The following is a 19,644-nucleotide window of genomic DNA, read 5'->3' on the forward strand; positions in this document are numbered from 1 at the left end:
GCACCAACCCCCTACGGCCGGGGCAGACAGAACGACCGCACCAACGATCATGCCGGGCCACCCCGCACCCCTGCAGGCAATTCAGCAACAGAGTCCATGACGTGGGCAAAACGACCAGGCGGCCCGACTCCATCGCGGAACGTAATCGCCTCAAAGCCCGCAAAGGTTAAATAACAAGCTCAGACCTCGTGCCGATTCACGCGTCCTTCCGCGACAATGCCGTGCACTGGCTTCTGTCGGTGCCCGAGACCGAGCGCAGCGCAGCTGGGTGATCGCCCTTGCTCAAGGTGGCGGTGACCAACCCCCGGCGGTCCCCAGCCGGCGGTGAGACGTGCGAGCACCGCTCCCCGCCGGCCGGTGCGGCAGGCAGGAAGTCGGCCGCGCAGCGCTGGGAGAGCAGGACACGAGCTCCCCACCGGCAGCAGAGTGGATCACTGCGCTAGGCGCACAAGATCGTTCCTTAGCGAACGGCTGTCCCATTGCCCCCGAGGTCATACGGGACACGTGTTCCGCTTGCATAACGCAGTCGGGGCAGAAGCCTCGTCGTAGGGTCGGGTAGGTCGCGTACCACTTCGGCTCACCTTCGGGCCCGGTCCAGATCAGGGAGTCCAAGGGGAAGCCCACCCACAGCACCGCGGGCCCGCCGGAAATCCGCGTCTCATGGACACATGAACACAATTCCCTGTCAAGTGCTTGTGTTCACGTCTTGTGCCCCCTCTTCCTGGTGGCGCGCAGTGGCGGCTGCCGAAGGAGCAGGACGGCCAGCCGACGGACGGGATGCACGGTTCCTGAATGGCCAATTCTGCTGTGCCTTGTAGGGTGTTGAGGCCGCTTCGATGAAATTGATGTGCCCCTTTCGCGGGGGGGGGGTGCCTCTATGTCTTTCGTCAAGGCACCTCTGTCGGGTTTGGTGTGGTTCGGGTTTGCGGGGTCAGGCGGCGAGCTCGACGTCCCTGGGCGTGCGGGTTTCGTAGAAGGTGCCGTCTCGGAGCATGGCGAACAGGACGCTGATGCGTTGGCGGGCGAGACGGAGGAGGGCCTGGGTGTGGGTTTTCCCGCGGGCTCGCTGTTTGTCGTAGTAGGTGCGGGAGGCGGGATCGGCGTTCATGCAGGCGAAGGCGGAGAGGAACATGGCGCGTTTGAGCTGCCGGTTTCCGCCCCGGGGTGCGTGTTCGCCGTGGATCGAGGTCCCGGACTGGCGGGTGGTGGGGGCGAGGCCGGCGTAGGAGGCGAGGTGGGCGGCGGTGGGGAAGCCGGTGCCGTCGCCGACGGTGACCAGCAGGACGGCGGCGGTCCTGACGCCGACGCCGGGCATTGACGTCAGGACCGGGGAAAGAGGGTGGGCCTCCAGCAGGGTGTTGATCTGGGTTTCGAGGGCCCGGCGCTGGGTGTGGACGGCGGCGAGCGAGGCGGCCAGGGACGGCACGACGATGTCGAGGGTGCCCGTGCCCGGGACGACGACGGTCTGTTCGTCGAGGGCGTCGAAGACGTCGTCGATCAGGCGCTGGGCCATGCGCGGTGCCTTCGGGCGGATCAGTTCGACGAGTCTGCGGCGGCCGGCTTTGCGCAGTGCGGCTGGGGATCCGTAGCGCTCCAGCATCCAGGTGACGGCCTGGTGGTCGAGACGGGGGCCGAGGACGCGTTCCAGGCTGGGGTGGAACTGGGTGAGCAGGCCGCGTATCCGGTTGGAGGTGCGGGTGGCCTCGCCGGCGAGGTCCTGGTCGAAGCCGACGAGGACCGTGAGCTCGGCGGTGATCTCGTCGGTGAGTTCCAGGGTGCGCAGGGTGTGGGGCATGGTGCGGGCCGCGTCCGCGATCACCGCGGCGTCCTTGGCGTCGGTCTTCGCCTCGCCGGGGTAGAGGTCGGCGATCCGGCGCATGGCCAGGCCGGGCAGGTAGGCGACCTGGCAGCCCGCGTCCCGGGCCACGGTCAAGGGCAGGGCGCCGATCGAGGCGGGCTGGTCCACGATCACCAGCACGGTGCCGAACTTCTCGGCCAGCTTGTCGAACACGGCTCGCAGCTTCGGCTCGCTGTTGGGCAGCTGCTTGTCGAAGACCTTCTTCCCGGCCGGGGTCAGCCCGTGGCCGTGATGGGCCGTCTTGCCGACGTCCAGACCCAGGAACACGCCCACGTCGCTGGTGTCGAACACGGTGCTCTCCACTCCTTCGGTGCGGCTCTGGCCTTGGCGTCGGTGTCGTACTCGCGCATCCACGTTATGCAGACCTGCCGCCCGCGAGCGGCCGGGCATTGCGCCCGGCCAGGCGGCGGTCGGACCTCTCATCAGCGTCTCCGACGGCACCTCCCGGGCCCGGTGACACCACCCCCCAGGTCATGCCTTCGACAGGGGGCATCAGTCATGCCGGGCCCGGAGGCCAGCGGTCCTCTTGCAGGACCGCGAAGAACATAACGGGGGCGGGGTGGGGAGCCCGGTCGCGGGAGTGCGGGGGGCGGTCGGTTCGCGGGAGTGCGCGGCGCGGTCAGTTGTGCAGCGACTGCGCCCAGTCCGCCGGCACGCGCCCAGCGGGGCCCGGTGCCGGCTGGTCCACCGGGTGGCAGGCCGGTCCCGCCAGCTCCGGGCCGGACTCGTACAGCTCGTCGTCGTCGTAGTCCCAGAACCACTCCTCGCCCGGTTCGAAGCTGCGCACGAGCGGGTGCCCGGTGGCCTTCCAGTGGGCGGTGGCGTGCTGGGAGGGGGAGGAGTCGCAGCAGCCGACGTGGCCGCAGGCCGCGCAGCGCCGCAGGTGGAACCACCAGCCGCCGGTCGCGTCGCACTCGACGCAGCCGGTGCCGCTGGGCGGGACGCTCGGGTCCAGCGCGTCGGTGTCGGTCATACGGGCTCCTCGGTGGTCTCGGGGTCGTCGGCGGTGTCGGAGCCGGCGGCGGTGTCGGGGTCGGTCTCCAGGGCGGTGTCGGGCCGGGGGGCGGTCAGCGGCAGCAGGACCTGGAAGCGGGTGTCGCCCGGCACCGACTCGACCTGGAGGCTGCCGTGGTGCTTGTTGACGACGATCCGCCAGGAGATGTCCAGACCCAGCCCGGTGCCCTCGCCGACCGGCTTGGTGGTGAAGAACGGGTCGAAGATGCGGCCGCGGATGTCCGCCGGCACACCCGGTCCGGTGTCGCGGAACTCCACCAGCAGCCGGTCGCCCTCACGGGCGGTGCGCACCGTCAGGGTGCCCTCCCCGCCGGCGCTGTCGATGGCGAAGACGGCGTTGTCGACGAGGTTGGTCCACACCTGGTTGAGCTCCGCCGGGTACGCCGGGACGTCCGGCACCGTGCGGTCGTAGTCCTTGACGACCCGGATGCGCTGCCCGATCTTGCCGGACAGCATCAGCAGCGTGCTGTCGAGGAGTTCGTGGACGTCGACGACCCGGTGGGGGGCGCGGTCCAGCTGGGAGTACTGCTTGGCGGCGTCCACGAGGTGGGAGATCCGGGTGGTGGAGTCGTCGATCTCGTCCATCAGCAGCTCGGTCTCGACGGTGTAGTTCAGCCACCCGACCGCGCCCGGCAGGATGTCCTCGTCCACGGCCGCCGCGACCTGCTCCAGCCAGTCCACGTCCAGCCCGGCCTGCACGAACACGGGCGCGATCCGCCAGCCCTCCGGGATGCCGTGGTCGTCGAGCCAGTCGGTGAGTTCGTCCTCCCGGTCGGAGGCCTCCAGCGGGCTCAACGCGGGTGCCTTGGCGACGCGTTCGGCCGTGCGCTCCTGGATGTCGATCAATTCGGCGAGGGCCTTGCGCGAGTACGGGCCCTGGGCGATCACGGCCAGCTTGTGCCGCATCTTCGCCACCCGCTCGCGCAGCGTGGCGGTGGCCCGTACGGCCGCCGCCGCGGGGTTGTTGAGCTCATGGGTGAGCCCCGCCGACAACGAGCCCAGCGCCAGCAGCCGTTCGCGCTGCCCGATGGCGCGCTGCGTGTTCTTCGACCCGAAGAACAGCCCCTCCAGCAGGTGGGCGGCCATCGGGAACCACTCCTGCATGACGTCCGCGAACGACTGGGCGGGCAGCACGAAGAAGCGGGTCGGCTCGGTCACCCGCATCGAGTTGTTGTAGACCTGCGGCACCCGGTCCCCGAGGTACGCCTGCATGGCCCCCGCGTACACCCCGCGCTGCGAGGTGCGGCTGACCTCGACGTCGTCGCCGCCGACCCGGCGGTACAGCACGACCGTGCCCTCGAGCATCACGTAGAAGCAGGTCGCCGGGTCGCCCTCGGTGTACACGGGCCCGGCCTCGAACCGCTCCACCCGCCCCTCGCCGCACAGCCGTCCGAGCTGCTCGGGGGAGAGCTTCTCGAACAGGAACAGGGAGCCGATCTCCTGCGGGCTGCACGGCACGGTCCGCCCGCTCACGACTGCTCCAGGTACCGGTGGACGAGCATCACGGCCATGGCTCCCTCTCCGACGGCGGACGCGACGCGCTTGGCGGACTCGGCGCGCGCGTCGCCCGCCACGAACACGCCCGGCACGTTGGTCTCCAGGTGGTACGGCGGCCGGTCCAGCTCCCAGCCCGCGGGCGGCCGCCCGTCGGAGGTGAGGTCGGGCCCGGCGAGGATGAACCCGTCGTCGTCCCGCAGCACCGTCCCGTCGAGCCAGTCGGTCAGCGGGGCCGCGCCGATGAAGACGAACAGCCACTGCGCGTCGACGAGTTCGGTGTGCCCGCTCTCGGTGTCGCGCAGCGTCAGCTGCTCCAGGTGGCCGTCCCCGTGCGCGGCGTCGACGACCGTCCTCGGGCGCACGACGATGTTGGGCGCCTCGTCGATCTGCTGGATCAGGTAGTGCGACATCGACGCCGACAGGTCCGGCCCGCGCACCAGCAGCGTCACCGACTTGGCGCCCCGGGCCAGGTACATCGCCGCCTGCCCCGCGGAGTTGGCGCCGCCCACGATGTACACGTCGTGGCCCTGGCAGGAGGGCGCCTCGGTGAGCGCGGAACCGTAGAACACCCCGCAGCCGGTCAGGTCCTCGGTGCCCGGCGCCCGCAGCTGCCGGTACGACACCCCGGTCGCGAGGATCACGCTGTGCGCGGCGACCGCCGAGCCGTCGGAGAACCGTACGACGCGGGCGGCGCCGTTCACCTCCAGTCCCGTGACCTCGCGCGCGGTGAGGATCTCGGCGCCGAACTTGCCGGCCTGCCGGCGGGCCCGGTCGGTGAGCTGGGAGCCGGACACGCCGTCGGGGAACCCGAGGTAGTTCTCGATCCGGGAGCTCTGCCCGGCCTGCCCGCCGGTCGCCGACCGCTCCACCAGCACCGTGCGCAGCCCCTCGGACGCCCCGTACACGGCCGCTCCGAGCCCGGCCGGTCCGCCGCCGATGACCACGAGGTCGTAGAAGTCGGCCGTCGGCGTCGTCGCCAGCCCGACGCGGGCGGCCAGTTCGGGCGCGTCCGGCTCGACCAGCGGGGTGCCCTCCGGGGTGATGACCAGCGGCAGCCGCCGCCCGTCCGCCCCGGCGGCCGCCAGCAGCCGCCGCCCCTCGGGCTCGTCGGAGGAGTACCAGCGGTACGGCACCTGGTTGCGGGCCAGGAACTCCCGTACGTCCGAGGAGCGCGCCGACCAGCGGTGCCCGACCACCTTCGTGCTGGGCACCGGCCGGTGGTCGCTCGCCCGCCAGGCCGCCAGCAGGTCGTCCAGGACCGGGTAGAGCTTCTCCTCCGGCGGGTCCCACGGCTTGAGCAGGTAGTGGTCCAGGTCGACCACGTTGATCGCGTCGATGGCCGCGTTGGTGTCCGCGTAGGCGGTCAGCAGCACGCGCCGCGCGCCCGGGTGGACGTCCAGGGCCTGTTCGAGGAACTCGATGCCGTTCATCTTCGGCATGCGGTAGTCGGCGAGGATCACCGCGACCGGGTCGCCGCGGAGTTTCAGCTCGCGCAGCGCCTCCAGCGCGGACTCGCCGGACTCCGCGCGCACGATCCGGTACGAGGCGCCGTAGCGGCGCCGGAGGTCACGGGCGACGGCGCGGGAGACCCCCGGGTCGTCGTCCACGGTCAGGATGACGGTCCGCGCCGTCTCGGCGGCCTGTGCCATGTGTCTCCCACCCCGAGTGGTCACGCCTTGCGGCACGGCGAAACCCCGCGCCGGCCGCCGCCATCGTATGCGTGATCGTCCCGGTCCGCTCCGGGGGGCGGCGGGCCGTGCGCTCCCGGCACACGCCCGTGCGCCGGCGGGCAAGCGGCGCCGGCCGTCAGCGCGTCGGCGACGGCGACCGGCCGAGGGCCTCGGCCCACCGGCGTCCCGAGCGCCACCGGGCCGGCCGCGTCGACGATCCCCTGTTCCCTGTTCCCCGTTCCCCGTCCCCGTCCCCGTCCCCGTCCCCGTTCCCCGTTCCCCGTTCCCCGTTCCCCGTTCCCCGTTCCCGTTCCCCGTTCCCCGTTCCGAGGTCGTGCCGGGCAGCGTAGGGAAGACTGGGACCGACGGATCGCGATTCTTTTCGAACACAGGGAGGCAGCGGGATGACGGGCCCGATCACGGCAGGGGTCGACGGGACGGACGAGAGCCTGGCGGCGCTCGCCTGGGCGGCCCGGGAGGCCGTACGGCGGGACCTGGCGCTGCGGGTGGTGCACGCCTGGCGGTTCCAGTCGGCCGCGGCGGCCGAGGTGGCGGACCGCGACGCGCAGGAGGGGTGGGTGCGGGCCGGCGTCGAGCGGGCCGTCGCGGAGATCACCGAACGGCACCCGGGTCTGCCGGTGACGGCCGACGTGGTGGACGGTGACCCGGTGGAGACGCTGGCCGCGGCCGGCGCGGAGGCGGAGACGCTGGTGCTGGGCTCGCGGGGGCACGGCCCGGTCGTCGGGTTCCTGCTGGGCTCCGTCGGCCAGCAGGTGATCGCCGAGGTGACGCGCCCCGTCGTCCTGGTCCGTGCGGGGGACCGGCCCAGTGCCGAGGTGGCCGGGCACGAGATCGTCGTCGGCCAGCACGGCACCCCCGAGGACAGCGCCCCCGTGCTGCGGTTCGCCTTCGAGACGGCCGCCGCCCGCGGCGCCACCGTCCGTGCCGTGCGCGCCTGGACGCTGCCCCCGGTGTTCTCCTACAGCCCCGCCTCGCTCAAGCTCCTCGACGACGCCGGCGGACTGGAGCCGTACGAGAGGAAGGCGCTGGCCGCGGCGCTCGCGCCGTGGCGGGAGCGCTTCCCCGACGTGCCGGTCGTCGAGCACGTGGAGATCGGCAGCGCCGGGCAGGTGCTGCTGTCGGTGTCGGGACGGGCCCAGCTGATGGTCGTGGGCCGGCGCGCCCGTCGCACCGCGGTCGGCGCCCGGATCGGCTCGGTGGCGCACGGCGTCCTGCACCACGCCGACTGCCCCGTCGCGGTCGTTCCCCACGGGTGACCCGCGGGCCGGCCCCACGGGTGACCCGCGGGCCGGGTGACCTGGACGGCCGGTGACCTGGACGACCTGGTGGCCCTGGACGACCTGGTGGCCCTGGACGACCTGGTGGCCCTGGACGACCTGGTGGCCCTGGACGACCTGGTGGCCCTGGACGACCTGGCGGGCCTGGCGGCCCTGGGGGACCCGGTGCCCCGGACGGCCGGGTCACTCCGGCGTCGTCGGCTCCAGCGTCTCCCGTGCCTTGGGCAGGATCTTCTCGATGTAGTCCGCGACGGCCGTGTCCAGCCCGATGTCGTGCTGCGCCCGCTCCGACAGGTACCAGCGGTGTTCGAGGAGTTCGTGGTAGATCTCCGCCGGGTCCATGGAGCCGCGCAGCTCCACCGGCACGGCCCGCACGGTGGGCCGGAACACGTCCCGCACCCACCGGTGCGCGAGCACCTCCGGGCGGGCGGCGAGGGGGTCGCCGGGCGCGTAGTCGTCCTGGGTCGCCATCCAGCTCTCCAGGTCGTTCAGCAGCCGTCTGGCCTGGTTCTCCTCGGTGTCCAGGCCGGTCAGCCGCAGCAGCTGCCGCTGGTGGTGGCCCGCGTCGACGACCTTCGGCACGAAGGTGACCGTGTCGCCGTTGGAGGAGTGCTCGATCTGCATCTCGGCGACGTCGAACCCGAGGTCGTTGAGGCGGCGGATCCGCCGTTCTATGTAGTGGTACTTGCCCGCCGGGTAGACGGAGGTGCGGGTCAGCTCCTCCCACAGGCGGCGGTAGCGGGCGCAGATCTCCATGCCGAACTCGATCGCGTCCACGGACGGGTGCAGCGCCCCCGACGCCTCCAGGTCGAGCAGTTCGCCGCTGATGTTCACGCGGGCGAGGTCGAGGTCGTAGTCGCGCTGACCGTCGCTCAGCTGCGCGTGCAGATCGCCCGTCTCGGCGTCGACGAGGTAGGCGGCGTACGCGCCCGCGTCGCGCCGGAAGAGCGTGTTGGACAGCGAGCAGTCGCCCCACGCGAACCCGGCGAGGTGCAGCCGCACCAGCAGCACCGCGAGGGCGTCCATCAGCCGGTGCATGGTCGCCGGCCGCATGGTCGTCTCGAACATCGACCGGTACGGCAGGGAACCGCCCAGGTGCCGGGTCACCAGCACCGGTTCCAGCGGGCCGCCCGCGCCGTCGGCGCGCCCGGTGACCACGGCCAGCGGGTCGACGGCCGGGATGCCCAGCCGGTCGAGGTCGCGCAGCAGCCCGTACTCGCGCAGCGCCGGGCGCTCGGCCAGTTCCTTGACGGCGATGACCTCCTCGCCGGCGCGGGCGTAGCGCACCACGTGCCGGGAGATGCCGCGGGGCAGCGGTACGAGGACCTCCTCGGGCCACTCCTCCAGCGGCAGGTGCCAGGGCAGTTCCAGCAGGAGGGCCGGGTGTTCCGGGTTGGTGGCGCTGATCTGCAAAGCCATGGCCCGACCTTAGACGGCCCGTTCCCGTGCCCGCTGCGCCGCCTCCCGCACGGAGCCCCGGTGCACCGGCCCGTGCCCGGGCAGCAGGACGTCCGCCGCGAGGTCCTCGATCACGTCCAGGGACGCCACGGCGCGGGCGCGCTCGTGGTGGAACATGTCGGGCAGCAGCTGCGGCCCCTCGATCCGGGAGGTCGGGTGTCCGCTGACGAGCGCGTCGCCGGAGACGACGACGCCGGCGTCCGGCAGGTGGAAGACGGTGTGGCCGTCGGTGTGCCCGGGGGTGTGCACCGGCACGGGCCGCCCGGGCAGGTCCAGCGGGCCGGTGGCGGCCGGGAAGGCCTCCGGCGCGCCGACCGGGTGCTGCTCGGTGCCGCCGGAGCGCAGGGCGTGCACCATCCACGGCAGCACACCGGGACGCCAGGCGTTGGCGAGCACCTGGCCCACGGTCACCTGCTGGAGGAACTCGCGGCGGGCGTGCGGGACTTCGGCCGGGTGCAGGTAGACGGGCGTGCCGTACGCGGCCCGCAGGTGCTCGGCGGAGCCCAGGTGGTCGTTGTGGGCGTGGGTGATCAGCACGGCCGTGACCGCCTCCGGTGAACCGCCCACGGCCGCGAGGGAGTCCAGTACCTGCTGCCGGTCGCCGGGGTAGCCGGTGTCGATGAGGGTGACGGCGTCCCCCTCGGTGAGGATCACCCAGTTGGTGTTGCTGCCGTGCACCAGGTAGGTGCCGTCCGCCACTTGCCGTACGTCTGCCCGCATGTCCGTCCCGTGGGGTGAGGTCCGTGCCCGACGGGGGACAGCAAAGCAGATCAGGGGGTTCGCGCCGACGGCGGGGCGGGACGTCTCCTACTGCACGCCGCGCGGCCGGAACTGGACGCTGATGCGCGGGCCCGACGCGCGCGTCGACTTGGGGATGCAGTGCTCCCAGGTCCGCTGGCAGGACCCGCCCATCACGATCAGGTCGCCGTGTCCCAGGGGACGCCGTACCGTGTCGCCGCCGCGCGCGGGGCGCAGCAGCAGGTCGCGGGGCGCGCCCACGGAGAGGATGGCGACCATGGTGTCCTCGCGGGCGCCCCGGCCGATCCGGTCACCGTGCCAGGCGACGCTGTCGCGGCCGTCGCGGTAGTGGCACAGTCCGGCGGTGACGAAGGGCTCGCCCAGCTCGTCGGCGTAGTGCGCGGTGAGGGCGTCGCGGGCCTCCTCCAGCACCGGGTGGGGCAGGGGGCGGTCCGGTCCGTAGAAGGCCAGCAGCCGGGGCACGGCCACCACGTGGTCGTACATCTGCCGGCGCTCCGCGCGCCACGGCACGTCGGCCGCCAGCCGTTCGAACAGCAGGTCCGAGCCGGTGAGCCAGCCCGGCAGCACGTCGATCCAGGCGCCCAGGCCCAGCACGGTCCGGCGGACCCCGTCGAGGGGACCGAGGCGCGGTTCGTCGGTCTGGTCGAAGAGGGAGGCCTGGAGGTGCCTGGTCATGGCTCCAGCGTAACTCGGTAATCGAAAATTTGTTCCCAGGGGGGTGTCTGTGTGACGTCCCGCGCCCGTTTCGACGCACCTTTCGACGCGCCTTTCGATGCATCGGTGTATCGGATACATTCCCGTATCGAACGGAGGTCCGGCATGGCGGAGGAGCGGACGGCGGCCCGGCGTCCCACCCGGCGCCGTGCGCGCACGCGCGCCGACCTGCTCGACGCGGCCTTCGCGGTGTTCGCCGCCAAGGGTTTCGGCCGGGTCTCCATCGAGGAGGTCTGCGAGGCGGCCGGCTACAGCAGGGGCGCCTTCTACTCCAACTTCGGCAGTCTGGACGAGCTGTTCTTCGCGCTCTACCGGCAGCGCGCGGACCTGATCGCCCGGCAGGTCGCCGACGCGCTCGCCGGGGACGGACCGGACCTCGACGTACCGGCCTCCGTGGACCGCGTCACCGACGTGCTGCTCCTCGACCTGGACTGGCTGCTGGTGAAGACGGACTTCCTGGTCCACGCCGCCCGCGACCCGGCCGTCGCCCGTGCGCTGCTGGAACACCGCGCCGCACTGCGCGCCGCCGTCGCCGACCGGCTCGCCCGCGCCGGCGGCCGCCGCGCGCTGCCCGCCGTGCTCGGCGACCCCGACGCCGCCGCCCACGCGGTGGTCGCAGCCTACGACGGGGTCACCACCCAACTGCTGCTCGACAAGGACGTGGACGGCGCCCGCGCCTGGCTCGAGCAACTGCTCACCGCGCTGCTGACCGACGGCGGCGCACACCCTACGGACAGCTGAACGACACCTTCGAAGAGAGAGGGAACGGTCGCCATGGACGCGGACGTCATCGTCGTCGGAGCGGGCCTCGCCGGTCTGGTCGCGGCGCACGAACTCACCAGCAGGGGCCGGCGGGTCGCCCTGGTCGACCAGGAGAACGCCGCCAACCTCGGCGGCCAGGCGTTCTGGTCCTTCGGCGGGCTCTTCCTCGTCGACTCGCCCGAGCAGCGCCGCCTCGGCGTCAAGGACTCCCTCGACCTCGCCTGGAGCGACTGGCAGGGCAGCGCGCAGTTCGACCGCACCGACGACGAGGACTCCTGGGCGGTGCGCTGGGCGCGGGCCTACGTCGAGTTCGCGGCGGGGGAGAAGCGGTCCTGGCTGGCGGGGCACGGCATCACGCTGCTGCCCACGGTCGGCTGGGCCGAGCGAGGCGACCTGCGTGCCGACGGGCACGGCAACTCCGTCCCCCGCTTCCACATCGCCTGGGGCACCGGCACCGGCGTCGTCGAACCCTTCGTCCGGTACGCCGAACAGGCCGCGAAGGACGGGCTGCTGACCTTCCACCACCGCCACCGGGTCGACGAACTGGTCGTCGAGGACGGCGCCGCCCGGGGCGTGCGGGGCACGCTCCTCGCGCCCGACGACTCCCCGCGCGGTGTCCCCTCCCGCCGCGACCGCGCCGGCGACTTCGCACTCACCGCCCAGGCCGTGATCGTCACCAGCGGCGGCATCGGCGCCGACCACGAGATGGTCCGCCGCCACTGGCCCGAACGGCTCGGCACCCCGCCCGCCGAGATGGTCACCGGCGTCCCCGCCTACGTCGACGGCCGCATGCTCGACATCAGCGCCGCGGCAGGCGTCCGGCTGGTCAACCGCGACCGCATGTGGCACTACACCGAGGGCGTCCGCAACTGGGACCCCGTCTGGCCCGGCCACGGCATCCGCATCCTGCCGGGCCCCTCCTCGATGTGGTTCGACGCCCTCGGCCGCCGCCTGCCCGACCCCTGCCTGCCGGGCTACGACACCCTCGGCACGCTCCGGTACCTGCGCACCACCGAGGACATCGCAGGCCACGACCACTCCTGGTTCGTGCTCACCCGGAAGATCGTCGAGAAGGAGTTCGCGCTCTCCGGCTCCGAGCAGAACCCCGACATCACCGCGCAGGACCGCAAGGCCGTCCTGCGCGACCGGCTCCTCGGCAAGGGCGCGCCCGCCCCGGTGCGGGCGTTCCTCGACCGCGGCGCGGACTTCGTCGTCGCCGGCACCCTCGACCGGCTCGTGGCGAAGATGAACGCGCTGACCGCGAAACCCCTCCTCGACGCGGACGGCCTGCGCCGCCAGATCCGGGCCCGCGACCTCCAGCTCGCCAACCCCTACGCCAAGGACGCCCAGGTGCAGGGCATCCGCAACGCCCGCCGCTACATCGGCGACCGTCTCGGCCGCGTCGCCGCCCCGCACGGCATCCTCGACCCCGCGGCCGGGCCCCTGGTGGCCGTCAAGCTGCACGTCCTCACCCGCAAGACCCTCGGCGGCATCCAGACCGACCTCGACTCGCGCGCCCTGGGCGCCGACGGCCGGCCGGTCGAGGGCCTGTACGCGGCGGGCGAGGTCGCCGGCTTCGGCGGCGGAGGCGTCCACGGCTACAACGCCCTCGAAGGCACCTTCCTCGGCGGCTGCCTCTTCTCCGGCCGCGCGGCCGGACGGGCGGCGGCCCGGCAGACGGGCTGAGCCATCATTTGCCGGCAGGCGTCCCGGCACGGCGCGACCCGGCAGACGGGCTGAGCCATCATTTGCCGGCCGGCGTCCCGGCACGGCGCGACCCGGCAGACGGGCCGAACCCTCACGCCAGCAGGCGCGCCAGCACGGCCGCGTGGCTGTGCTCGGGAGCCTTCACGGCGGTCAGGAGCGTCACCGGCCCCTCACGGGTCAACGCGCGGACCCGTTCGAGTTCCCCCGCGGCCTCCGGGGCGGCCAGTTCCGCCTCGTAGCGGCGGGCGAACTCCTCGTACGAGCCCTCGCCCGCGTGGTACCAGCGGCGCAGCTCGGTCGACGGGGTGACGGCCTTGGGCCACTCGTCGACCCGCGCCGCCTCCTTGGACAGCCCCCGCGGCCACAGCCGGTCGACCAGGACGCGGACCCCGTCGTCGGGCTCGGCGGGTTCGTGGACACGGCGTACGCGGACGCTCACGGGCGGACCTTCCTCGAGGCGGCGGGCGGTGCCGGGAGCGTACTGCCGGCGCTGCCCGCGAACGGTGGGCGACACGGCCGGCCCCGACCTGATCGAGGGGCGAACCGCACCGGCCGCTGCCTAGTCTGATCAGGATCGATCACACGCCACCCCCCCCCAAGGAGCGCCCGTGACCCACCTCCGCAGACGCCCCGCCCTCCTCGCGACCGTGCCGGTCACCGTGGCAGCGCTGCTCATGGCGGCCGACCCCGCCCTGTCGGCCGGACCGGTGGGCGCCTCCGGCGTCGGCGACCCCTTGTTCCCGCTCGCCGGCAACGGCGGCTACGACGTCGACCACTACGACCTGACCCTCGGCTACGACCCGGGCACCCGTCACCTCACCGGCCGCGCCGTCCTCACCGCCCGCGCCACCCAGCGCCTCACCCGCTTCGACCTCGACCTGCGCGGACTGAAGGTGACCGGCCTCACCGTCGACCACGTCAAGGCCGAGCACCGGCGCGACGGCCGGGAACTCGTCGTCACCCCGGCCCGCGCCCTGCGCAAGCACGAGCGGTTCCGCGTCACCGTCACCTACTCCGGAACCCCCGGTCCGGTCACCGACCCCGACGGCTCCCTCGACGGCTGGATCCCCACCGACGACGGCGCCTTCGTCGCCTCGCAGCCGCAGGGCGCCATGACCTGGTTCCCCGTCAACGACCACCCGACGGACAAGGCCTCCTACGACTTCACCCTCACCGTCCCCGAGGGCCGCACGGCGGTCGCCAACGGCGTCCTCCTCGGCAGCCGCACCGCACAGGGCAGGACGACCTTCCGCTGGCGTCAGACGGAGCCCATGGCCTCCTACCTCGCCACCGCCACCATCGGGACGTTCCGGACCGAGCGGTCCACGACCCGCGACGGCATCGAGGTCTACAACGCCGTCGACCCCCGCGAGGTGACCGCCGCGGCACCCGTCCTCGCCGAACTGCCGTCGGTCCTGGAATGGTGCGCCGGCCTGTTCGGCCGCTACCCGTACCGCGCGGCCGGGGCGATCGTCGACCACGCCCCGCAGGCCGGATACGCGCTGGAGACCCAGACCCGGCCCGTGTACGACCGCGCCCCCGACCTGAGCACCCTCGTCCACGAGACCGCCCACCAGTGGTTCGGCGACTCCGTCTCCCTCACCTCCTGGAAGGACATCTGGCTCAACGAGGGCTTCGCCACCTACGCCGAGTGGCTCCACGCCGAGCAGCACGGCGGCGACAGCGCCCAGGCCGCCTTCGACGCCCTGTACGCCCGCCTGGCGGGCGACGAGCTGTGGGCGTTCCCGCCCGGCGACCCCGGCAGCGGCGCGAACCTCTTCGGCACCCCCGTCTACGCCCGCGGCGCCATGGCCCTGCACGCCCTGCGCACCGCCGTCGGCGACCGGGACTTCTTCCGCGTCCTGCGCGCCTGGGCCGGCGCGCACCGGTACGGCAACGGCACCACCGCCCGGTTCGAGCGGCTGGCGGAGCGGGAGTCCGGGGAGGAGCTCAGCGCACTGCTGAGGACCTGGCTGTACACCGCGGGGAAGCCCGGCCGGCCCTGACGGCTGTGGCAGGAGGGACTGATTCCGCCCGGGCGGGGCGGGTACCCCGTTGCCCTGACGGCGAAGAGGGAGGCGAGGGAGGTCACGCCATGAGCCCGTCGGACGACCTGCCGGTCGTACACACCCTGGCCGAACTGGCCGGCCTCATCGAGCGGGAACCCGGGTTGTACGTGCGCTGGTCGCGCGGCCCCGCGACCGACGTCGGTGCGGTGTCCAGCAGGGACGACCTCACCGGCGTGCACATGCCCGGCCTGTCCGCCAACGCCCTCGACGTCGAGGAGTGGTGGGAGGGCCGCTCGCGCACCCTCTGGGTCGCCCGGCGCCTGCACGACTACGCCCATCTGCCCCACGAGAAGGGCCCCGGCGTCCGCCCCTGGATCCTGACCGGCCGGGAGACGGGCCGGGGCCCCGACAACGAGCCCCTCGTGGCCGACGTACGGCCCCTGTGCTGGATCGCCGCCGAGGTGATCGAGGAGGCGCGGACCGAGGTGGCCCGGCAGGAGGCGCAGTGGGGGCCGCTGCGCAGGTCGCACCGGTGAGGAGGGAACGCCGCGGTGCCGTGCGGCGTGGTGCCGTGCGGCGTGGTGCCGTGCGGCGTGGTGCCGTGCGGCGTGGTGCGGTGCGGACGGCACCCGTGGGGACGTGCTCGACCCTGCGGCGCGGTGCCGACGTCATGGCCCGCCGCGTGCGGGACGGTACGACCCCGGCGGCCGGTGCGGGTCGGCACCGGAGTGCTGATCCGCACCGGCCGCCGGGGCCGGCGGCGCGTCAGGAACTGCGGCGCGCCTTGATGCGCCGCCTGAGGGCACGGCGTTCCGTCTCGCTGGTCCCGCCCCAGACCCCGAGGGTCTGGTCCGTCTCCAGCGCCCACTCCAGGCAGGGTTCCCGTGCCGGGCAGCGCCGGCACACCGCCTTGGCCTGTTCCGTCTGGAGCAGGGCCGGGCCCGAGGTACCGATCGGAAAGAAGAGGTCCGGGTCCTCGTCGCGGCACGCGGCATGCTCTCGCCAGTCGTCCATCGAAGTCACCTGCGTTCCGAGTCGTCCGTGCTGTTCCGGATGGTTGCCGTCAACGGCTCCCGATCGGGTCACCGGTCGACGGGCGGTGAAACCGCGTCGGGCGTATCGTGTGCGCCGAGTTCGTACGGGGCGGGTTGGACCGGCGGCGCGGGCGGGCCGGACCGGCGCTGCGTGGCGTGGGCGGGACGGCCGGGGACGCTCAGCGGCGCAGCACCTCCGTCGCCGTCTGCGCGACGGCGTCCGCGACGGACGCGAGCGCCGGCGAGTCGAGCTTCCACTGCTGCCAGTACAGGGGGATGTCCAGGGGCCGGTCGGGCGCGAGGGAGACGAGGCGCCCGGCGGCCAGCAGGGGGCCGCTCTGCGTCTGCGGGACCATCCCCCACCCGAGTCCGGCGGCGACGGCGTCCAGGAAACCCTCCGAGGTCGGCACGGCGTGCCGGACCGGGCTCGCGCCCGGGGCCGCGCGGCGCAGGCCGCGCACGAACCCGTCCTGGAGTTCGTCGCTCCGGTCGAAGGTCACCACGGGCGCCTCGGCGAGGGCCTCGGGCAGGGGCCTGTCCCCGAGGTGCCGGGCGGCGAACCCGGGGCTCGCGGCCGCCAGGTAGCGCATCCGGCCCAGGGCGCGCACCGAGCACCCGGGCACGGGCTCGGGCGAGGACGTCACCGCGGCCATGACCAGCCCCTCGCGGAGCAGCTCCGCCGTACGCGTCTCGTCCTCGCGGTGCAGTTCGAAACAGACCGGCGGCTCCTGCCGCACCCGGCTCAGCGCGGGCAGGAACCAGGTGGCGAGTGAGTCCGCGTTCACGGCGACCGTCACGCGGGTCGGCTCGCCGTCGCCGCTCATGCCCAGCTCGGACCGCGTGTCGCGTTCCAGCCGGGCCAACTGGCGGGCGAACCGCACGACGATCTCCCCGGACTCCGTCGGCCGCACCGGCTTGGTGCGCAGCAGCAGGACCCGGCCCGTGCGCTGCTCCAGCGCCTTGACCCGCTGGCTGACCGCCGACGGTGTCACGTGCAGGGCGGCCGCCGCCGCGTCGAAGGTGCCCTCGTCGACCACCGCGAGCAAGGTGCGCACCTGGTCCAGGGGGAGATCTGTCATCACGTGCGCTAATGATACGTAAGAATCTTTAGCTGTACCTGTAGTGATCGGCTCCCTAGCGTGGACGGCATGACGCCCGCACTCACCGCCGCCGCCGCCGGATTCGGCACCGGCCTCTCCCTGATCGTCGCCATCGGTGCCCAGAACGCCTTCGTCCTGCGCCAGGGCATCCGCCGGGAGGCCGTCCTCGCCGTCGTCGGCATCTGCGCCCTGTCCGACGCCGTCCTCATCACGCTCGGTGTGGCCGGGGTGGGCGCGCTCGTGGCGGCCTGGCCGGGTGCGCTGACCGCCGTCGCCTGGATCGGCGGCGCGTTCCTGCTCTGCTACGGCGCCCTCGCCGCCCGCCGGGTGCTCAGGCCCGGTGGCGCCCTGCGCGCGGAGGGCGAGGCGACCGGCTCCCGCCGGCGGGCGGTCCTCACCTGCCTGGCGATGACCTGGCTCAACCCGCACGTCTACCTCGACACCGTCTTCCTGCTCGGCTCGGTCGCCGCCGACCGCGGTCCGCTGCGCTGGACCTTCGGGCTGGGTGCCGCCGTCGCCAGCCTCTGCTGGTTCGCCGCGCTCGGTTTCGGTGCCCGGCTGCTCGGCCGGCACCTCTCCCGCCCGGCCGCCTGGCGGGTCCTGGACGGCCTGGTCGCGGCCACGATGATCGCCCTCGGCGCCATGCTCGTCGTGAGAGCCTGAGGGCCTCGTTCTGTCCGTATCGCGAGACGGTCTGTCCATGACGGACGCATCGCCACAGTGAGTGCTGCGATAGTGATCCCCGCAACGAAAGATGTATCGAGCAACCAGGAAGTCCGTGGACACCAGCGAAAGCGGCACCCCGCCCGAGACCGAAGGCGGGACCGAGACCGAGACCGAGACCGAGACCAAGGCCGGGGCCGCCGCCGTGGCCGGGACCAGAGCGGGGACCGAAGCCGGGACCCGAGCCGGGGCCGAAGCCGGGACCCGAGCCGAGACCCGAGCCGGGGCCGAAGCCGGGACCGGGGCCGACCCGGGGACGCGGGAGCGCGCCCGGAGCGGCTGGCGTCGCTGGGCGATGGACACCCGCCCGCTGCGCCGGCCCGCCTACCGCCGCCTGTGGTCCTCGACGATCGTCACGGCCGTCGGCAGCCAGCTCACCGCCGTCGCCGTCCCCAAACAGATCTACGACATCACCGGGTCCTCCGCCTGGGTCGGTTACGCCAGTCTCGCCGGCCTGCTGCCGATGGTGGTTTTCGCGCTCTGGGGCGGGGCGGTCGCCGACACCATGGACCGCCGCAGGCTGCTGCTGATCACCAACACCGGCATCGCCGTCACCTCGGTGCTGTTCTGGCTCCAGGCCCTCGTGGGACTGGACTCGGTGGCGGTGCTGATGGTGCTGCTCGCCGCGCAACAGGCGTTCTTCGGCCTCAACGCTCCCGCCCGCAACGCCTCCATCGCCCGCCTGGTGCCGGCCCACGAGCTGGCCGCGGCCAACGCCCTCGGCTCCACCGTCATGCAGACCGGCCTGGTCGCCGGACCGCTGCTGGCCGGGGCCCTCATCCCCGTCGTCGGCCTGCCCGAGCTGTACCTCCTCGACGCGGTCGCCCTGTGCGTGACGCTGTGGGCGGTCTTCCGGCTGCCCGCCCTGCCGCCGCTCGCCGGCTCGGCCGCCCGGCGCGCCGGTATCCGGGAGATCGTGGAGGGCTTCCGCTACATCTCCCGCCACAAGGTCCTGCTGCTGTCCTTCCTCGCCGACGTCATCGCCATGGTCTTCGGCATGCCCCGCGCCCTGTTCCCGCAACTCGCCGCCGAGACCTACGCGCCCTACGGCGAGGGCCTCGCCCTGGGCCTGCTGTTCGCGGCGATACCCATCGGCGCGGTGCTGGGCGGACTCTTCTCGGGCACCTTCTCCCGGGCCCGCAGACACGGCTGGATGGTCATCGGAGCGGTCGTCGCCTGGGGCCTGGCGATCACGGGCGTCGGGCTGAGCAGCAGTCTGTGGCTCGCCGTCGTCCTGCTCGCGGCCGCCGGGATCGCCGACATGGTCTCCATGGTCTTCCGCGGGGCGATCCTGCTCTCCGCCGCCACCGACGAGATGCGCGGCCGGATGCAGGGCGTCTTCACCGTCGTCGTCGCGGGCGGCCCGCGCCTGGCCGACGTGCTGCACGGCACCGCCGGCGCGGCCTTCGGCCCGCGCGCGGCCGTCGCGGGCGGCGGTCTGCTCGTCGTCGCCGTGATGCTGGGCCTCGCCGCGGCGGTACCGGCGCTGCGCCGCTACCGCATCTGAGGCCGGAGCGTCCGGGTACGGGACACCTGGCCGGGCCTAGAAACTCCGGTGCCGGTACTGCGTCCCGTACTGCTCCATCAGCTTCCCCCGGGTCATCTCCAGCCGGTGGGCGAGGATCTCGGCGACGATCCGTACCAGCGACAGCCCGAGCGCCGGATCCTCCTCGCACAGCTTGAGCACCGGCTGCGCCTCGAACTCGTAGGCGCGCACCGGGCTGAAGGCCTCCGCGCCGAAGTCCCACTGGTACGGCGGGAAGAGCCAGGACCAGCCGAGCAGGTCACCGGCGCCGAGACCGGCGACGGTCACCCGCTGCACGGAGGTGACCTGCTGGGTCAGCGAGACGGCGCCGGAGCGGATGACCCAGAAGCGGTCGGCCGTGCCGCCCGCCTCGAAGATCCGGGCGTCCTCCGGGAACGACACCTCCCGGGCGAGGGACGTCAGGCGCCGGCGCTGGGGCGGGGGGAGGGCGGTCAGCAGTTTCGTCGCTTTGGTCATGGCGCGGGCTCCTCGCCGGGATGGGGTTCCGGATCCGTC

The 19,644-nt window shown here is 73.2% G+C and carries 18 protein-coding genes; 7 read left to right on the forward strand and 11 right to left on the reverse strand.

Annotated features, from left to right (window positions below; translation table 11 throughout):
- Positions 1-931: 931 nt before the first annotated feature.
- The 4 genes from ACFV9M_RS37675 to ACFV9M_RS37690 form a co-directional block, all read right to left on the reverse strand.
- The gene (locus ACFV9M_RS37675) at positions 932-2,149 is read right to left on the reverse strand and encodes an IS110 family transposase (protein ID WP_385079913.1); all 1,218 of its coding nucleotides are present in this window, start codon (positions 2,147-2,149) and stop codon (positions 932-934) included.
- A gap of 328 nt (positions 2,150-2,477) precedes the next feature.
- Positions 2,478-2,831 carry a UBP-type zinc finger domain-containing protein gene (locus ACFV9M_RS37680; RefSeq protein ID WP_385075863.1) on the reverse strand — a complete coding sequence of 118 codons (354 nt, stop codon included), beginning with the start codon at positions 2,829-2,831 and terminating at the stop codon, positions 2,478-2,480.
- A complete protein-coding gene (locus ACFV9M_RS37685; RefSeq protein WP_385075860.1) occupies positions 2,828-4,345 on the reverse strand; it encodes an ATP-binding protein in 1,518 nt (505 codons plus the stop codon). Before ACFV9M_RS37685 ends, ACFV9M_RS37680 begins: the two co-directional genes overlap by 4 nt.
- Positions 4,342-6,018 carry an FAD-dependent oxidoreductase gene (locus ACFV9M_RS37690; protein WP_385075858.1) on the reverse strand — a complete coding sequence of 559 codons (1,677 nt, stop codon included), beginning with the start codon at positions 6,016-6,018 and terminating at the stop codon, positions 4,342-4,344. Before ACFV9M_RS37690 ends, ACFV9M_RS37685 begins: the two co-directional genes overlap by 4 nt.
- A gap of 425 nt (positions 6,019-6,443) precedes the next feature.
- On the opposite strand from ACFV9M_RS37690, the gene ACFV9M_RS37695 reads away from it, so the two are divergent.
- A complete protein-coding gene (locus ACFV9M_RS37695) occupies positions 6,444-7,316 on the forward strand; it encodes a universal stress protein (protein ID WP_385075856.1) in 873 nt (290 codons plus the stop codon).
- A gap of 204 nt (positions 7,317-7,520) precedes the next feature.
- Here ACFV9M_RS37695 and ACFV9M_RS37700 read toward each other — a convergent pair whose 3' ends face one another.
- The 3 genes from ACFV9M_RS37700 to ACFV9M_RS37710 all read right to left on the reverse strand — a co-directional run bounded on the left by ACFV9M_RS37700 (position 7,521) and on the right by ACFV9M_RS37710 (position 10,229).
- Positions 7,521-8,756: a DUF4032 domain-containing protein gene (locus tag ACFV9M_RS37700; protein ID WP_385075853.1), complete on the reverse strand. Its 1,236-nt coding sequence runs from the start codon at positions 8,754-8,756 to the stop codon at positions 7,521-7,523.
- 9 nt (positions 8,757-8,765) lie between these two features.
- Entirely contained in the window at positions 8,766-9,515 is a 750-nt protein-coding gene (locus ACFV9M_RS37705) for an MBL fold metallo-hydrolase (RefSeq protein WP_385075850.1), read from the reverse strand.
- Positions 9,516-9,602: 87 nt separating this feature from the next.
- On the reverse strand, positions 9,603-10,229 hold the full coding sequence (locus ACFV9M_RS37710; RefSeq protein WP_385075848.1) for an alpha-ketoglutarate-dependent dioxygenase AlkB: 627 nt from the start codon (positions 10,227-10,229) through the stop codon (positions 9,603-9,605).
- 144 nt (positions 10,230-10,373) lie between these two features.
- Between ACFV9M_RS37710 and ACFV9M_RS37715 the strand changes: the two genes are divergently transcribed.
- Together ACFV9M_RS37715 and ACFV9M_RS37720 are read left to right on the forward strand one after the other, a co-directional pair.
- Complete coding sequence (locus ACFV9M_RS37715) at positions 10,374-11,009, forward strand: TetR/AcrR family transcriptional regulator (protein WP_385075846.1); 636 nt, start codon at positions 10,374-10,376, stop codon at positions 11,007-11,009.
- A 33-nt stretch (positions 11,010-11,042) separates the two neighbouring features.
- Positions 11,043-12,716 (forward strand): FAD-binding dehydrogenase, encoded by a 1,674-nt coding sequence (locus ACFV9M_RS37720; RefSeq protein ID WP_385075843.1) that lies wholly within the window; start codon positions 11,043-11,045, stop codon positions 12,714-12,716.
- Positions 12,717-12,828: 112 nt separating this feature from the next.
- On the opposite strand, the gene ACFV9M_RS37725 is transcribed toward ACFV9M_RS37720, so the two are convergent.
- Positions 12,829-13,176, reverse strand: a complete 348-nt coding sequence (locus tag ACFV9M_RS37725; RefSeq protein WP_385075840.1) for a DUF488 domain-containing protein — start codon at positions 13,174-13,176, stop codon at positions 12,829-12,831.
- 235 nt (positions 13,177-13,411) lie between these two features.
- Between ACFV9M_RS37725 and ACFV9M_RS37730 the strand changes: the two genes are divergently transcribed.
- The gene (locus tag ACFV9M_RS37730) at positions 13,412-14,743 is read left to right on the forward strand and encodes a M1 family metallopeptidase (RefSeq protein ID WP_385075869.1); all 1,332 of its coding nucleotides are present in this window, start codon (positions 13,412-13,414) and stop codon (positions 14,741-14,743) included.
- 89 nt (positions 14,744-14,832) lie between these two features.
- Positions 14,833-15,282, forward strand: coding sequence for a DUF6098 family protein (locus ACFV9M_RS37735; RefSeq protein ID WP_385075838.1), 450 nt, complete (start codon positions 14,833-14,835; stop codon positions 15,280-15,282).
- A 229-nt stretch (positions 15,283-15,511) separates the two neighbouring features.
- Here ACFV9M_RS37735 and ACFV9M_RS37740 read toward each other — a convergent pair whose 3' ends face one another.
- Together ACFV9M_RS37740 and ACFV9M_RS37745 are read right to left on the reverse strand one after the other, a co-directional pair.
- Entirely contained in the window at positions 15,512-15,760 is a 249-nt protein-coding gene (locus ACFV9M_RS37740; protein ID WP_385075835.1) for a WhiB family transcriptional regulator, read from the reverse strand.
- Between the two features lie 199 nt (positions 15,761-15,959).
- A complete protein-coding gene (locus tag ACFV9M_RS37745) occupies positions 15,960-16,859 on the reverse strand; it encodes a LysR family transcriptional regulator ArgP (RefSeq protein ID WP_385075832.1) in 900 nt (299 codons plus the stop codon).
- 69 nt (positions 16,860-16,928) lie between these two features.
- Here ACFV9M_RS37745 and ACFV9M_RS37750 point away from each other — a divergent pair, with 69 nt between their 5' ends.
- Together ACFV9M_RS37750 and ACFV9M_RS37755 are read left to right on the forward strand one after the other, a co-directional pair.
- The gene (locus ACFV9M_RS37750; protein WP_385075830.1) at positions 16,929-17,543 is read left to right on the forward strand and encodes a LysE/ArgO family amino acid transporter; all 615 of its coding nucleotides are present in this window, start codon (positions 16,929-16,931) and stop codon (positions 17,541-17,543) included.
- A 205-nt stretch (positions 17,544-17,748) separates the two neighbouring features.
- Positions 17,749-19,110, forward strand: a complete 1,362-nt coding sequence (locus ACFV9M_RS37755) for an MFS transporter (protein ID WP_385075866.1) — start codon at positions 17,749-17,751, stop codon at positions 19,108-19,110.
- 36 nt (positions 19,111-19,146) lie between these two features.
- Here the strand turns inward: ACFV9M_RS37755 and ACFV9M_RS37760 are convergent, their stop codons facing one another.
- Positions 19,147-19,605: a cyclic nucleotide-binding domain-containing protein gene (locus tag ACFV9M_RS37760; protein WP_385075828.1), complete on the reverse strand. Its 459-nt coding sequence runs from the start codon at positions 19,603-19,605 to the stop codon at positions 19,147-19,149.
- Between the last annotated feature and the right edge of the window lie 39 nt (positions 19,606-19,644).

This window comes from Streptomyces sp. NPDC059895 (assembly GCF_042731035.1).
In the GTDB taxonomy this organism is placed as follows: Bacteria; Actinomycetota; Actinomycetes; order Streptomycetales; family Streptomycetaceae; genus Streptomyces.

Coding starts and splice junctions, on each gene's coding strand:
- ACFV9M_RS37750 (WP_385075830.1), top strand. CDS start 16,929: ATGACGCCCGCACTCACCGCCGCCGCCGCCGGATTCGGCACCGGCCTC.
- ACFV9M_RS37680 (WP_385075863.1), bottom strand. CDS start 2,831: ATGACCGACACCGACGCGCTGGACCCGAGCGTCCCGCCCAGCGGCACC.
- ACFV9M_RS37695 (WP_385075856.1), top strand. CDS start 6,444: ATGACGGGCCCGATCACGGCAGGGGTCGACGGGACGGACGAGAGCCTG.
- ACFV9M_RS37690 (WP_385075858.1), bottom strand. CDS start 6,018: ATGGCACAGGCCGCCGAGACGGCGCGGACCGTCATCCTGACCGTGGAC.
- ACFV9M_RS37710 (WP_385075848.1), bottom strand. CDS start 10,229: ATGACCAGGCACCTCCAGGCCTCCCTCTTCGACCAGACCGACGAACCG.
- ACFV9M_RS37760 (WP_385075828.1), bottom strand. CDS start 19,605: ATGACCAAAGCGACGAAACTGCTGACCGCCCTCCCCCCGCCCCAGCGC.
- ACFV9M_RS37745 (WP_385075832.1), bottom strand. CDS start 16,859: ATGACAGATCTCCCCCTGGACCAGGTGCGCACCTTGCTCGCGGTGGTC.
- ACFV9M_RS37715 (WP_385075846.1), top strand. CDS start 10,374: ATGGCGGAGGAGCGGACGGCGGCCCGGCGTCCCACCCGGCGCCGTGCG.
- ACFV9M_RS37735 (WP_385075838.1), top strand. CDS start 14,833: ATGAGCCCGTCGGACGACCTGCCGGTCGTACACACCCTGGCCGAACTG.
- ACFV9M_RS37700 (WP_385075853.1), bottom strand. CDS start 8,756: ATGGCTTTGCAGATCAGCGCCACCAACCCGGAACACCCGGCCCTCCTG.
- ACFV9M_RS37705 (WP_385075850.1), bottom strand. CDS start 9,515: ATGCGGGCAGACGTACGGCAAGTGGCGGACGGCACCTACCTGGTGCAC.
- ACFV9M_RS37720 (WP_385075843.1), top strand. CDS start 11,043: ATGGACGCGGACGTCATCGTCGTCGGAGCGGGCCTCGCCGGTCTGGTC.
- ACFV9M_RS37730 (WP_385075869.1), top strand. CDS start 13,412: ATGGCGGCCGACCCCGCCCTGTCGGCCGGACCGGTGGGCGCCTCCGGC.
- ACFV9M_RS37740 (WP_385075835.1), bottom strand. CDS start 15,760: ATGGACGACTGGCGAGAGCATGCCGCGTGCCGCGACGAGGACCCGGAC.